This window comes from Dolichospermum sp. UHCC 0315A (assembly GCF_008121535.1).
GTDB lineage: Bacteria > Cyanobacteriota > Cyanobacteriia > Cyanobacteriales > Nostocaceae > Dolichospermum > Dolichospermum lemmermannii.
In genome coordinates this window covers 1,673,262-1,688,374 of record NZ_CP043056.1, presented here as the reverse complement: position 1 = coordinate 1,688,374, position 15,113 = coordinate 1,673,262, and the positions used below count along the sequence as shown (strand labels likewise).

The 15,113-nt window shown below is 34.9% G+C and carries 15 protein-coding genes and 1 pseudogene; 9 read left to right on the top strand and 7 right to left on the bottom strand.

The genetic code is table 11. The features are described from left to right. Positions 1-144 precede the first annotated feature (144 nt). Positions 145-1,467 carry a CO2 hydration protein gene (locus BMF77_RS08015; protein ID WP_148761971.1) on the top strand — a complete coding sequence of 441 codons (1,323 nt, stop codon included), beginning with the start codon at positions 145-147 and terminating at the stop codon, positions 1,465-1,467. 93 nt (positions 1,468-1,560) lie between these two features. Here the strand turns inward: BMF77_RS08015 and BMF77_RS08010 are convergent, their stop codons facing one another. From BMF77_RS08010 to BMF77_RS07980, 7 genes and pseudogenes are all read right to left on the bottom strand, one after another. Next, a complete protein-coding gene (locus BMF77_RS08010) occupies positions 1,561-2,031 on the bottom strand; it encodes an ArsC/Spx/MgsR family protein (protein ID WP_148761969.1) in 471 nt (156 codons plus the stop codon). Positions 2,032-2,265: 234 nt separating this feature from the next. After that, positions 2,266-2,877 carry a cupin gene (locus BMF77_RS08005; protein ID WP_148761967.1) on the bottom strand — a complete coding sequence of 204 codons (612 nt, stop codon included), beginning with the start codon at positions 2,875-2,877 and terminating at the stop codon, positions 2,266-2,268. A gap of 241 nt (positions 2,878-3,118) precedes the next feature. Beyond that, positions 3,119-3,604 carry a hypothetical protein gene (locus BMF77_RS08000; protein ID WP_015079410.1) on the bottom strand — a complete coding sequence of 162 codons (486 nt, stop codon included), beginning with the start codon at positions 3,602-3,604 and terminating at the stop codon, positions 3,119-3,121. A gap of 138 nt (positions 3,605-3,742) precedes the next feature. Next, positions 3,743-4,009, bottom strand: a complete 267-nt coding sequence (locus tag BMF77_RS07995; protein ID WP_148761965.1) for a type II toxin-antitoxin system ParD family antitoxin — start codon at positions 4,007-4,009, stop codon at positions 3,743-3,745. 181 nt (positions 4,010-4,190) lie between these two features. After that, on the bottom strand, positions 4,191-6,059 hold the full coding sequence (locus BMF77_RS07990) for an ATP-binding protein (protein ID WP_210422315.1): 1,869 nt from the start codon (positions 6,057-6,059) through the stop codon (positions 4,191-4,193). A gap of 80 nt (positions 6,060-6,139) precedes the next feature. Next, positions 6,140-6,478 (bottom strand): XisI protein, encoded by a 339-nt coding sequence (locus tag BMF77_RS07985; protein WP_148761963.1) that lies wholly within the window; start codon positions 6,476-6,478, stop codon positions 6,140-6,142. Next, positions 6,466-6,885, bottom strand: a pseudogene (locus BMF77_RS07980) (XisH family protein). Before BMF77_RS07980 ends, BMF77_RS07985 begins: the two are co-directional and overlap by 13 nt. A gap of 323 nt (positions 6,886-7,208) precedes the next feature. Here BMF77_RS07980 and BMF77_RS07975 point away from each other — a divergent pair. The 8 genes from BMF77_RS07975 to hypB all read left to right on the top strand — a co-directional run bounded on the left by BMF77_RS07975 (position 7,209) and on the right by hypB (position 14,979). Next, complete coding sequence (locus tag BMF77_RS07975) at positions 7,209-8,369, top strand: hypothetical protein (protein ID WP_210422314.1); 1,161 nt, start codon at positions 7,209-7,211, stop codon at positions 8,367-8,369. Between the two features lie 39 nt (positions 8,370-8,408). After that, positions 8,409-10,760 carry a carbamoyltransferase HypF gene (gene hypF / locus BMF77_RS07970; protein ID WP_148761958.1) on the top strand — a complete coding sequence of 784 codons (2,352 nt, stop codon included), beginning with the start codon at positions 8,409-8,411 and terminating at the stop codon, positions 10,758-10,760. Between the two features lie 58 nt (positions 10,761-10,818). Next, positions 10,819-11,067 (top strand): HypC/HybG/HupF family hydrogenase formation chaperone, encoded by a 249-nt coding sequence (locus BMF77_RS07965; protein ID WP_148761956.1) that lies wholly within the window; start codon positions 10,819-10,821, stop codon positions 11,065-11,067. Positions 11,068-11,125: 58 nt separating this feature from the next. Continuing rightward, positions 11,126-12,277, top strand: coding sequence for a hydrogenase formation protein HypD (gene hypD / locus BMF77_RS07960; protein WP_148761954.1), 1,152 nt, complete (start codon positions 11,126-11,128; stop codon positions 12,275-12,277). Between the two features lie 24 nt (positions 12,278-12,301). After that, positions 12,302-12,517, top strand: coding sequence for a 4-oxalocrotonate tautomerase family protein (locus BMF77_RS07955; RefSeq protein ID WP_015079398.1), 216 nt, complete (start codon positions 12,302-12,304; stop codon positions 12,515-12,517). 69 nt (positions 12,518-12,586) lie between these two features. Then, positions 12,587-13,681, top strand: a complete 1,095-nt coding sequence (gene hypE, locus BMF77_RS07950; RefSeq protein ID WP_148761952.1) for a hydrogenase expression/formation protein HypE — start codon at positions 12,587-12,589, stop codon at positions 13,679-13,681. Between the two features lie 156 nt (positions 13,682-13,837). Then, positions 13,838-14,179 (top strand): hydrogenase maturation nickel metallochaperone HypA, encoded by a 342-nt coding sequence (gene hypA / locus BMF77_RS07945; protein WP_148761950.1) that lies wholly within the window; start codon positions 13,838-13,840, stop codon positions 14,177-14,179. Beyond that, positions 14,170-14,979 (top strand): hydrogenase nickel incorporation protein HypB, encoded by an 810-nt coding sequence (gene hypB, locus BMF77_RS07940; protein ID WP_148761948.1) that lies wholly within the window; start codon positions 14,170-14,172, stop codon positions 14,977-14,979. The genes hypA and hypB overlap by 10 nt, the downstream gene beginning before the upstream one ends. Positions 14,980-15,113: the final 134 nt, after the last annotated feature.

The following is a 15,113-nucleotide window of genomic DNA, read 5'->3' as shown; positions in this document are numbered from 1 at the left end:
GCAGAGCCTTCTAGAATTCATTCCCACACAGAGTATGGGAACGAGAAATTCCCTAGTTTACTTTAGTAAACTTTAGCTATTAGCCTGGAACTTAAGTTCCAGGCGGGTGTGGAAGCCAACAAATAAACCCAAAACAAAAATATTATGGTACAAACTCCAGCTAAACCAAATACAAAAATCCCACCTTCAAAACACGAATTTGCAGAAATTATTCATCGCTTAGAAGCTGGCGGTTCAATGTTGCCAGATACTCCAGAAAACCTCATGCAAATTATCGGTATTTATAAAGCTTATGCTGTACCAATGGATTTCTATTGGCGAGACTTACTTTATATTGCCGAAAGAGTATTTTTAGATCCTTTGCCAGCTTTTAAATATTTCTTACCCCAAGAATATTTAGACTTACATAATCACTATGCCGGGGATGATGCTGATTTAAGAATTTGGCGAGGTATAGCCACTGCACACCCAGAACTTTTGGCATTTATGGAAAAGGGTGAAACTACCAAAATGCCGAAAATTTTCCATCATTTATTCCATGATAGAATCAATATGGAATTTGCGGAAGCCTGTATGCAGGCTATGTTTTGGCATCGCAAAATGTATGCACCTGTTAATCAATTTGATGCCTATTTAGATTCCGAAGAATATAAAGCTAATGCTGATAAAGCCATTAAAGCTTATTTTCGGAAAAACCCCCTCATGTCGGGACTTTATAAACTGTTTCCTGATATGTTTTTGGAACAGTGCCGGATGATGTCCTATTATTCTAATTTAGGACTTTTTTGGGAAGTCATGGCACCAGTATTTTTTGAAATGTCAGATATTTATGATGAAGGTGGTTTCAAAAGTGTACCTGATGCCATGAATTTTCTCATAAATGGTATATTTGCTATTGCAGGTCGTCCGATTTATCATCATGTTTATATTGATGGTGAATGTTATGAAATCATCCCCAAATCTAAAGGTTTTACTTGGCTATATGAAGCCGCATTACCCTATGTAGAAGCTGTTTTTTATCGCACAGCACCATTTAGAGGCACAAAGTCTTATAATGCCCAAGCGGGACAAGTTCCAGAAGATCAAAAAGACTTTCATTATGGGATTCTTTACGCTGATGTTTTTCCTGTGGGTACAGCGGGTATTCCTCCCACATTATTAATGCAAGATATGTTGCACTTTTTGCCTCAATATCTTGTTGATTATTACCAAGAACATTGTCGAGGAGAAGAGGATATTTTGATTCAATTGGGGATTACTTTTCAACGTTCGATGTATAATGTCACATCGGCGGTAATTCAAGCTTTAAGAACTGCCCTTTTGTATCCTTTAGATGATGAAAATCCTCAGCATTTACAAGCAAATAGGGAATTTTTTGAAATGCAGCTAAATCGCTTTACTCGCACTGATTATGGTATGCGTGATGCAGCGAGATTACGGGATATTCAAAGACAGGATTATAGATAAATTACCCTCACTACCCGCTTTTTCTCTTAATATATTTGATGACCAAGAAAGAGGCGGGTAGAGGCTTGTTAATATCTAATGTTGATGTCCTTATCAGTGATTTTTACAACCACCTTTACCATGATGGTGGTCGTGATTATGTCCATGAGTGCAGCCTTGGAGGTTCTGCTGCATGAGGTGTTCACTCATTGGTTTTAAAGAGTCATCTACGGCTTTTAAGCCTATCCATGCGTCAATTTTCTCGACATCAAAACCTACTTCTCTTTTATCCCCTACTTGGATCAAGGGACGACGGATTAATAAGGGATCTCTCAGCATCATGACCAAGGCATTTTCAGCGGTGATGTTTTCGGGATTCACCTCTCCTGATTTTACACTAGGCGCAGCTTTATTGAACCATTCTCTGACGGGGCGATCGCCAAAAAATGACCGCAATTTTTCCACTGTCCAAGGTTCTGTTAATAGGTTATATGCTACTACTTCATGACCTGCTGCTGTTAGCAAAACTTTTTGCTTTGTACCACCTTTACAACCTGGTTTTTCATAGAAAATTACTCTGGCCATTGCTGTTTCTCCTATAAGGTTATAGTTGGATGTTTGGATAGGAAATAATTAACCGCAGATGAACGCAGATAAACGCAGAGGGAAGATGATTATTTTGATTGATAGCTAACACTTAGATCCCCGACTTCTAAGATTAATTATTCATTTATTGACAATATCTAAAAAGAAGTCGGGGATCTTATTTTCTATAATATTTATCAGCATAATCTGTTATTTCTTTTTTTGCCACTACCTTTAAAATTTTTTAGCAATGTGATTAGTTACGTCAAATTCAAATCTCTGTTTTGGGTTTGTTTCTCCATAAATATTAAATGTTACTGTTGGTTCTTTACCAATGGCTTGAACTTGATGTATTGTCTCAGGTGTAAAACTGATAATATCACCGGGGGATAAATTTACTTCGCCTGTTTTTTCAATTTTATCAGGAAATTCTGGGTGAGAACTCCGTCGCCAAAATGTGTTTTTTTCCTGACCTTTTAAGATTGCGACTACTCCCCATGTTCCATGATTATGAATATTAGAAGTTGTTCCTGGTGCAAATGTTACTGTTTGTACAGTTAGGGGAAATCCTAATTCATCATATAATAGTAGAACCGAGATTCCCGTTTTTAGATCAGGTTGTAAAGATTGACTTTGTACCCAATAGGAATTAATAATTAATCGTCTTACCAACATTCTAATTTCTGGTAGTCGTGTTGATTCATCTTCAACATTTTTGAGGATATCTTCGACTTCAGTTAAAAAGCGATACAGACGATAATTATCACGCAATAAATCCCATGATCTTGCTGATTTACAAACTTGATATTGTCCATTTTCAGCAACAAATAAATCCTGACCTTGCATAAATTTTAAAATATTGACTGTGCAGAATTAGGTAAAAAAATGATAGGAGGAGAGGTTTGAGGCATTTTAGTTATAGGAGTTATTGGAGATGTAGGCATTCCCGGTAGAATCACAGTATTCTGGTTAGAAGATGAGGATATTAGCTGGGAATTTGAGTTGAAAGATAACCAATTATTCATGATTCGTAATTTGCTGATTGCTTGTGGTTGTCATTTGTAGGGGTTTTTCCCTATTTCCAGATTTAATCATCTACTTCTGGTGGACGAGTTAAAATATCTAGAAGAATACCAGCACCAAAATCATTTTTGTCATCAATACCTTTTATTCTGATACTGATTTCCTTTGCTTTTTCTATGTTTCCTAGTTTAGCTAATACCAAACCAGAAGCAGCATAAGCAGTTAAGTACAATCTGATTTGAGATTCTTCGTGACGTTTAACTAGGATAGGTTTAAGTTCTTGCCAATTATCAGGTAGACTTTCCGCTTTTTTTATTTTAGCGGTTATTTTCTCTGCTGTTGTCAGTGCTAAGACATAATTATTTTTGTAGTAAAAATATCTATAAGCTGCAACTAAAACATCTGTGTTATCTCCTGTTTTAGCTAACGCTTGCTGCATATATTTTGTAGATTCTTCTGTATTTTCCCAAGTCTGTGCAGCTAATATCAATAGTTCTTTCACATCATCTGCTACATCAAACCATGAAAAGCTATTTGTATCAATTTGCATAATAGGTAATTAATCCCATTTGATTGGGAATATTTAGGATTATCCATATCTACTATTTAACAATTAAAATTGTAGTTAGTTAGATAAATTTAATTATTTTATCACTTTGGGTAAAATAAGAGAGAATAACGTAACGATTCATTTTTGTACCTGTCGCTGTTGCTGAAAATGATCTAAAATTTGATTTACAAATGTTTCACCGTCCATAGGTGCTGTGTGTTCTAGAATTTCAATAGCAGCATCAATTTTTTCACACACTTCCTCAACCCATTCTGTCTCAGAACGATCATACTCATCTAGCAACTTGAGAGCGATTTCTAGAACTTCTTCTACAGAATGGTATTTTCCAGTTTGCAGCTTTGTTTCAATAAAGCTTTCTTCCTTAGGTGTGAGACTAATGCTCATAGTAAATTTTGATTAACTTGGCTATACATAATAACTATTGTCATATAATTCCAAAAATTTAATTATTCTCAAGGCGTTAGTGAAGATTACCGAAGGTATCGCACTTACTCTACATCAGAAATGCGTTAGCGAAGCGCACCGAAGGTATCGCTCCTAACTCTATATCAGAAATGCGATCGCTTTAAGATTGTAAAGGTGGTAAACCTAGTTCCATCCATAATTGTTTCATATATGTATTTAATTTCCTCAAAACATAGTCAGCCATATTACCGGGAGTATTATCATTTGTATAACAAAACTCTAAACAAATATATTTATTATTGTGAACATTAATTAATATGTCTGGTCTAATTGTTGGTAAAAATGGATGTGCCTTTTCACAACTCAATTCTAAATTAGATTGATCTTTAATAAATATCTCCTCGAGAGCATAATATAAAGTCTTATTAAAACGTTGATCACTTATTATTTTTTTGTATAGATTTTCATTCAATTTATCAAATGGTTTGGTTGCTGTTTTCAATGCTTGTTTTACTGGACCACTTTTCCGTTTTCCTACAGTCATTGAACGACCTGATAACTGAAAATATAGAGGAGTTACAGCTAATCTATCTTTAGCGTGTTGTTTGCTAATCCAAGATTCAGGAACTTTATAATCATTGATAAATTCTTCTTTTGATATATTTAACCCTGCTTCTTTAGAATAAGCTGCTATACAACCAACCAAAGCATTTGTTGGTAAATACATAATTTTAGTTGTCAATATACCATTTAATGCAAGATTAAGACGATCAGAAGACCAATCAGCCTTTCTTTGAGTATGTCCACTTATATATGTATAGAGTGCTTTAAACTCGGCATTCCACATTTCATCTATAAAATCGTGAGACTGTTTAGCAAATTGACCAACAGTATTTTCGGCATCTGGATAACAAAATATAAACCAAACTTCTGTAGGTCTAGGAACACTTCTAACTATCTTACTACGATAATCGGTTTTTTGTTCCCAAATACTTATTACATCATTTAAATAATCTCTGATTAAATGTTTGTCTTTGGGTTTGTTTTCGTATTTATTTTTTAAATCTTCAAAGTCATTATCATTTAATTGAAAATTATAGCAATTTTTACCATTATTAAAAATTTGAATAGTTCTTTTTGCAATATTTGGGTATTCTTTAATTAGTGGACCAGTAAAATCTATATATGGAATTCTTCTATGAAACATTGTGCTAGAAAAACTTTTTGCGAAACCTTGCATAGTTTCTAAATCATTCCTTTCTGTAACAGGCCAAATAATAATAATTGGATATTGACGCAGCAATCCGTTTAAATCTCTAAAGAAACCTTTTACTTGATGACCATCTTCATCATCTAAACTTTCCAAATAATCAATAACAATACACAGTTTATTTGTATCATTATCTTTATTTTCCATAAAGAAATTACTTGAGATGCTATCTATACGCTTAAATAACTTTTTTAATTTGGGAAGAGATTGATTATCATCAATTTCTAATTTACGTGTATCTATAGATTCTATTTTTTGAATTGGTATGTGCTTTCTAAATTCTAATGAACTTATAAAAGTTGATTTACCCACACCAGAAGATCCATACAAGAATAAAAGATATCCAGATAAATCTATATCACTGACAACTTGTATAATTTTTTCTTCAAACTCTGTAACGGGAACAATCAACTTTGCCATTCTGGCCATGTTTGTACCAATTAATTTAACTATATCTTCAAATTTTATAGGTATAACTAATTTTTTAGTTTCTTCAGCATCTTGACTTCTATTTAACACATTTTGTAATTTGGGATTCTCTATGCAATTGCTATTTAAGTCTATTATTTTAGATTTTGATGAATTATTGTTTTTATCAAAATCTAAATTTTGTTTATTATTGGATGATATTTCGCCATTATTGCTTGGACTATCATTAGATTGTGTAATGCTATCTGATATATTGTATATAATAGAACCGTCATCTAAAATATGAAAGAGGGGTTGCTGATCTGGATTTTGCGATTTTTTTTTAGGCATATTTTTTATGCACTTACTTGGTTATAGTATTAACTTAAACTGATTATACCAATATAATGCGGTAATTAACAAATTTTTACCTAAAAAACCGCAAACTCCGTATATTTCCTAACGTCAGGCGCTTTAAACCCTAAAATAATATGTCCTTTTGGTATTCCCGCAGCAACCAAATCATTAGCAATTCCCTCCTCAGTACCATCATGTTGAATCCAAACCTTACCATCAATTAAATCAAGATGTAATAAACTTCCATAAATACGATAACCATTTTTCCAACCAGTTTCTACTAATAAATAACGATCATTTTTTTCATCTAACACCAATTCAACTTTAACTTGTTCATCATTGCCAAGAAAATCACCATATTCTTCAAGAATTTTTTTAATTATTTGACGATATTGATTAGTTAAGGAATCCATTTGACAATTACCTCCTGTTCAGCATCAAAACTAAATAAACGAATTACACCATCTTCAATTAAAGTTTGACCAGCTTCTTCTTCAAAAACTGTTTTACAAGTGCTTTCACTCACAGCCAGAAATAACTTATATTCAGGATAATAACGTGCTAATAAATGATCATACAAAACAAATTGACCAACAGCGTCTTCCAGGTCTTTCATATCCTAAGGACGAGTAAAACTTTTCACCTCAACAGCTATTTTTTCTGTTTCTCGTTCTGCTGCTAATAATCTTTCAGCACCTAAATCAACAAATAGATTTTTACCTCTTGCTAAACGAATTCGTAAAGGGTCATGGATAATTTTCCAACCATCTTTGATAAGTGCATTTTTTACAGTATTGTGATAGATGTCTTTAGCTGGCATAGTATTTATTTTATCAACATAATTTAACAAAGTAATCTCAACTCTATCAAGTAATACAATTATATCATAATTCATGCTGAGGCAAGCTTTTCTATAACCAGTATCAAATAATTGTTATTGCTTTAACAGAAACTTTACGAAAAATGCAGGAAATTGATAGAATTATTCCAGGTTTTCCAATAATCTAAGTAGATGAGTTTCACGCAAGGAAACCCAACATTTTCCAAACTTTGTTGGGTTGCGCTATCGCTTAAACCAACCTACAATTTTATTAACTAAACCGTATTGGAGTAAATAGCGTAAATATTAATTCCCTGTCTACATTGCAAACCCAAAATATCCCCCATTTACCCCTCTCCCCTCATGGTGCAAAAATAATATTAGGAAACAATATTACACCAGAACAAATAGCAATACCTATTGCACCTACTCCCACAACAATGTTTGGACCCCGTGCAGCTTGTTTATTGTCACCAACGGGACCATTATGGGTAGCAGATACAGGACATCATCGTTTATTAGGGTGGCGAAATTTACCCACAAAAGATCATCAACCTGCTGACTGGATAATAGGACAACCTGACTTTTTTCATGAAGGACAAAACGCTAAAAGAACACCAGGAAAATCTACATTTAGTGTCCCTACAGGTATTTGCAAATGTGGTCATGGTTTAGCCGTTGCAGACGCTTGGAATCATCGCATTCTCATCTGGTATAATATCCCTACAGATAGTCATATTCCCGCAGATTTAGTATTAGGACAATCTAACTTTATTGATAATTTACATAACCGAGGAAATCAACAACCTGCGGCAAATACTTTACATTGGCCTTATGGTATTTTCTATCATCAAGGTAAGTTATTGGTAGCTGATACTGGCAATCGTCGGTTATTAATTTGGAATCAATTACCCACAGAAAATGGACAACCTGCGGATATAGTTTTGGGACAACCAGATATGATATCACGCAATGAAAATGGGGGTGGTTCTCCCACTGCTGCTAGTATGCGTTGGTGTCATGATATCACCCTTTGGGAAGATAATTTAGTTGTCACAGATGCGGGTAATAATCGGGTCATGATTTGGGAAGGAATACCAACAGTAAATAATGCCCCTTGTGCGGTGGTTTTAGGACAAAAAAACTTCAATTTTGTGGAATTGAATCAAGGTGTTTATTTCCCTAGTGCCAGTAGTTTAAGTATGCCTTATGGGGTAGATATTGCGGGGGATTGGTTAATAGTTGCTGATACAGCTAATTCCCGTTTGCTAGGATGGAAAAAACGAGCATCTATTTTATTATTGCAGGGTGCGAATGCTGATGGTGTGATGGGACAAGATAACTTTACAAATAAAAGTGAAAATCGGAATTTTGGACTACCAACACGACAAAGTTTAAATTGGTGTTATGGAATTAAGGTTTGTGGTGAGAATGCGGTAGTTGCTGATTCTGGGAATAATCGCGTTTTGATTTGGAAGTTTTAATTATTTCGCGCAAAGATACAAAGGAGCAAAGACGCAAAGATGAGAATAGAAGAAATTCGGGTTTGTGGTATTGTGCAAGGGGTGGGTTTTCGTCCTACTGTGTATCGTTTGGCGAAAGTTTTTGGTTTGAAAGGTGATGTTTGTAATGATGGTGAAGGGGTGTTAATTCGTGTTTCTGGGAGTGAGGAGGAAATAGCGGAGTTTGTCAATCAATTATATCAAGAATGCCCTCCTTTGGCAAGAATTAATGAGGTGATTAGAAGTCCATATTTGGGGGAGTTTGATTTTAATGATTTTGTGATTTCTCGCAGTGTTAATAGTATGGTGAAAACGGAAATTTCTCCTGACGCTGCAACTTGTCCCCAATGTCAAAGGGAGATTTTTGATCCTTTTAGTCGTTATTTTCGTTATCCTTTTACTAATTGTACTCATTGTGGTCCAAGGTTGAGTATTATTCGGGCTATTCCTTACGATAGAAATAACACTAGCATGGTGAATTTTTCAATGTGTAAGGAATGTGAAAAGGAATATCAAGATGTCGAAAATCGTCGTTTTCATGCCCAACCTGTGGCTTGTTTTGAATGTGGACCGCGTGCATGGTTAGAAAGGGCTGACGGTAAACCTGTTATCTCTGATATGTTTTCTATGTTAGATGATGTGGATGCTGTTTGTACTTTATTACAAAAGGGTGAAATTGTTGCTATTAAAGGTTTAGGCGGTTTTCATTTAGCTTGTGATGCCACTTTAGAAAATGCAGTTTTAAAACTCAGAAATCGTAAACAGCGTTATCATAAACCTTTGGCTTTAATGGCAAGGGATATTAATATTATTTCTGAATATTGCTATATTAATGAGTTGGAAAAAGAATTATTAACAAGTCCTGCTGCACCTATTGTTTTATTAAATATTAAAGATCATAGTAAATTAGCATCTGACCTAGCCCCAGGACAAAATACCCTGGGTTTCATGCTACCTTATACGCCGCTACATCATTTAATTCTCAGAAGAATGAAAGTACCCATAGTTTTAACTAGTGGGAATATTTCTGATGAACCACAATGTATAGATAATGAAGATGCAAAAGATAAATTATCAAAAATAGCTGATTATTTTCTTTTACATAATCGAGATATTGTTAATAGAGTAGATGATTCCATAGTTAGAGTTATTGATAATCAAATACAAACCCTTAGACGTGCTAGGGGATATGCACCAGCACCGATTAAATTACCACCTGGATTTGAGAAAATACCGCCAATTTTAGCCATGGGGAGTGAGTTAAAAAATACCTTTTGTTTATTAAGAGAAGATGAGGCGATTTTATCACAACATTTAGGAGATTTAGAAAATGCGGCTGCTTTTAATGCTTATCAAGAAATATTGAATTTATATCTGAATTTATTTGAACATAAACCAGAAATAATTGCTATTGATAAACATCCAGAATACTTATCATCTAAACTAGGTAAAGAACTAGCAACGGTTAATAATATTAAATTAGCAGAAATTCAACATCATCACGCTCATATAGCCGCTTGTATGGCAGAAAATCAAATTTCTTTAGATACAAAACCAGTATTAGGAATAGCATTTGATGGGTTAGGGTATGGTGAAGACGGTACATTATGGGGAGGAGAATTTTTATTAGCAGACTATCAAAATTTTCAACGTTTAGCCACATTTAAACCTATGCCCATGATAGGAGGAAAACAGGCAATTTATCAACCTTGGAGAAATACATACTCTCAATTAATTAATGCTTTCACCTGGGAAGAACTTAAAGAAAAATATAGTGATTTAGAAATAATCAAATTCTTAGAACATAAAAACCCTAGACTACTCAATCAAATCATAGAAAAAGGTATTAATTCACCCTTAATATCATCAGTAGGAAGATTATTTGATGCAGTTGCAGCCGCCATAGGTATTTGTCGAGAACAATGCAGTTATGAAGGACAAGCAGCCATAGAAATGGAAGCAATAACTGATATCAATATTTTAAACAATGATAAAGAAAGTCTAAATTATTCCTTTAAATTTAAAAAATTAGATAGTATTTATTATATAGATACATCCCCAACATGGCGAGAAATTCTTAATGATATTAAACAGCACATCTCATCATCAATAATAGCTGCGGGATTTCATAAAAGTTTAGCTATTGCTATTGTAACAATGGTTCAACAACTTAGACAAGAACATCAATTTAATCAAGTAACATTAACAGGAGGCGTATTTCAGAACCAAATTCTATTACAACAGGTAAAAATGCGACTAGAAAAATTAGAACTTAATGTATTAACTCATAGTATAGTACCCACAAATGATGGCGGATTATCACTAGGACAAGCCGTAATTGCAGCCGCTAAATACTTAAAAGAAATAACATAAAAACCTCTGTTGTCTCCGCGCCTCTGCGTGAAATAAATCTTTAAAAAGGAAAACTAAAATGTGCTTAGGAATACCCGGACAAATCACAGAAATAACCAACCCAGAACATAAACTAGCCATAGTTAATATTGGAGGAGTCAAACGCCAAATAAACATAGCCTGTATAGTTGACGAACAACACCCCCCAGAAACTTGTATAGGAGATTGGGTATTAGTCCACGTCGGTTTTGCCATGAACAGAATCAACGAACAAGAAGCCGCAGAAACATTACAATTATTGCAAGAAATAGCCCAATCTTATCCTTAAAATCTCCTTTATTCCTTTGCGTCTTTGCACCTTTGCGCCTTTGCGCGAAACAAAAATTATGAAATATGTAAACGAATTTCGTAACCCAGAAAAAGCCCTCGCTTTACAACAAGAAATAACCAAACTCAGCCAACAAATAGACAGACATTTAAAAATAATGGAAGTATGTGGAGGACATACCCATGCTATTTTCAAATACGGAATCGAAGAAATATTACCCGATAATATTGAATTAATTCATGGGCCGGGTTGTCCAGTGTGCGTCATGCCTAAAGGGAGAATAGATGATGCGATCGCACTCTGTCAACTACCCAACATCATATTTACCACATTTGGCGACGCAATGCGCGTACCCGGTGCAAAAACCAGCTTATTGCAAGCTAAAGCCCAAGGTGCAGATATTCGCATGGTTTATTCACCCTTAGACAGCCTGAAAATAGCCAAAGAAAACCCCCATAAAGAAATCATCTTCTTTGGTTTAGGCTTTGAAACCACCGCCCCCAGCACTGCATTTACCATCCTCCAAGCAGCCGCAGAAAATATCACTAACTTTAGTATGTTTTCTAATCATGTATTAGTAATTCCTGCATTAGAAGCATTATTAGAAAATCCCGATTTACAACTCGATGGTTTTGTTGGTCCTGGTCATGTAAGTATGGTCATAGGCACAGAACCTTATGAATTTATTGCCCAAAAATATCATAAACCCATCGTTATTTCTGGCTTTGAACCATTAGACATCTTCCAATCAATTTGGATGTTATTAAAACAAATAGTAGAAAATCGTTGTCAAGTCGAAAATCAATATAATCGCTTAGTAGAACCTAGGGGAAATCAAAACGCCTTAACAGCCATAAATAAAGTATTTGCAGTCCGTGAAAAATTTGCATGGAGAGGTTTAGGAGAAATCCCCAATTCTGGTTTTAAAATCCGTGAAGAATATGCCCAATTTGATGCAGAAGCTAAATTTACAATTCCTAATTTAAAAGTAGCAGATCATAAAGCTTGTCAATGTGGAGAAATTCTCAAAGGAGTTTTAAAACCTTGGCAATGTAAAGTATTTGGAACAGCTTGCACACCAGAAACACCCATAGGAACTTGTATGGTTTCCTCCGAAGGTGCTTGTGCAGCTTATTACAAATATGGGCGACTTTCAACTATGGCAAAAAGAGATAAATCAGGTGTATCAACCGAACCTATATCAGTCTAAATTACACAATTTGAGGAAAATGATATGCCTTTTGTAACTGTCCAAATTGGTAAAGGTCACTCCATAGAAAAAAAGCGAAAATTAGTTAAAGCTGTAACTGACGCTTTAGTTTCTGCTTTAGGAACAAAACCCGAATGGATAACTATTCATATTGATGAATTTGAACGGGAAGATTGGGCAGTTGGTGGCGTTTTACATTACGATAAACATAATGGTAGACATGAAGAAACGGGTAGGTAATTAATTAATAATGACAGGCATCTTGCCTGTCCCACAGGAAAAAAATATAATTACAAAGCAATTTTAAAAATGACAATCAACTCTCATCAAAATCCCCTTTTCCAAAAAATTGAGCAAGTCCGTCGTCGTCAAGGAAAGGTAAGAGATACTCATATTAACTTATCCCATGGTAGCGGTGGTAAAGCTATGAGAGATTTAATAGATGATATCTTTGTGAAAAGTTTTGATAATCCCATTCTTTCCCAATTAGAAGACCAAGCCACATTTGATTTAGCCAATCTTTCCCAATATGGAAACAGATTAGCATTTACCACAGATTCCTATGTAGTAGACCCCTTATTTTTTCCTGGTTCAGACATAGGAGAACTAGCAATTAATGGCACAATTAATGATTTAGCTGTGAGTGGTGCAAAACCTTTATATCTTACCTGTAGCGTCATTTTAGAAGAAGGTTTACCAGTAGAAACATTACGGCGTGTAGTTGCCAGTATGCAAAAAGCAGCCCAAAAAGCCGGAGTGCAAATAGTCACAGGAGACACAAAAGTTGTTAATCGTGGTTGTGCTGACAAACTATTTATTAATACTGCCGGAATTGGCATAATTCCCCCAAACATTGATATTTCTCCCCGCAATATTCAACCAGGAGACGTGGTAATTATCAACGGAGAAATTGGCAATCATGGCACAGCAATATTAATTGCCAGAGGAGAATTAGCATTAGAAACAGATATAGAAAGTGACTGTCAACCATTACATGAATTAGTCGCCGAAATTATCAAAGTTTGTCCGCAAATTCACGCCATGAGAGACGCAACCAGAGGAGGTTTAGCCACAGTATTAAACGAATTTGCCCACACAGCCAACCTAGGAATACGCATTAATGAAAACGCAATTCCTATCAGAGAAGAGGTAAATGGAGTATGTGAAATTTTAGGTTTAGAACCATTATATTTAGCCAACGAAGGAAAATTAGTCATTGTTGCCCCTCCAGAAAAAGCAGATTTAATTTTAGCAACAATGCAAAACCACCCCACAGGAAAACAAGCATCTATCATAGGTGAAATTATTCCCACACCACCAGGAATAGTCCTCTTAAAAACCGCCTTTGGTGCAGAAAGAATCATAGATATGCTAGTCGGCGACCAACTCCCCAGAATTTGTTAAAATGTATAAATTGCGTAGGTTGGGTTGACGAAGGAAACCCAACACTTCCAACATTTTTGTGGTTTTGTTGGGTTGCGCTATCGCTTAACCCAACCTACAAATTCACTTCTTTTCTCTGTGTCCTCTGTGCCTCTGTGGTTCGTTTAAAAAAAGTATATGCACGAATTAGGAATCACCCAAAACATCATCGCCATAGTTAGCGAAAACGCCCAAAATAAAAAAGTTCAAAGAGTATTATTAGAAATTGGCAAATTATCAGCGATTATGCCAGATGCGATTAAATTCTGTTTTGATATTTGCGCCCAAGGTACAATAGTCGAAGGGGCAATATTAGAAATTTTAGAAATACCCGGAATGGCTAAATGTCGTCAATGTGGTACAACTTTTAGTATAGATAAACCTTTCGGAATTTGTCAATGTGGTAGTGTGCAATTAGATATCATAGCTGGTCAAGAATTAAAAATCAAAGAAATTGAAGTAGAGGAATTATGTGTGTAACCTGCGGTTGTTCTGACGATAATCAAACGACAATTACAAACATGGAAAATGAACATCATCATACCCATACTTTAGCAGATGGAACTGTAATTACTCATTCTCATCACCATGAAGAAGCACCCCAAATTCATGCTAAAATTCATAATACAACAATATCTTTAGAACAAGAAATTTTAGGTAAAAACAACTTATTAGCTGCCCAAAATCGCGGCTGGTTTAAAGGTCGAAATATTCTGGCTTTGAATTTAATGAGTTCTCCAGGTGCGGGAAAAACCACATTATTAACTCGGACTATTAATGATTTAAAAGATAAATTAACTATTAGCGTGATTGAAGGTGATCAAGAAACTACTAATGATGCGGAAAAGATTAAACAAACAGGTTGTAAAGTTGTGCAAATCAACACGGGTACAGGCTGTCATTTAGACGCATCAATGATAGAAAAAGGGCTGCAAGAACTGAATCCACCTCTTAATTCTGTGGTGATGATTGAAAATGTCGGAAATTTGGTTTGTCCGGCTTTGTTTGACTTGGGAGAAGCTGCTAAAGTTGTAATTTTATCTGTGACAGAGGGGGAAGATAAACCTATTAAATATCCCCATATTTTCCGTAATAGTAATATTATGATTTTGACAAAAATTGATTTACTTCCCTATTTACAATTCGATGTTCAACGCTGTATTGAATATGCAAAACAGGTAAATCCCAAAATCAAAATTTTCCAAGTTTCTGCTACTACTGGAGAAGGTTTGGAAGATTGGTATGGGTTTTTGTTTAGTAAGGTTGTGGTTTCTGTTTAATTGCAATTTTCTTTTGATAAACTAATCAAAACTTGGGCTAGTTTACGCTAGTAAGCTGTTTTGTATTTAATTTACACAGGATTAAGCAAGGGAGCAATATGCTCCCATTACAGTAATTTTTATAATAATTTGAC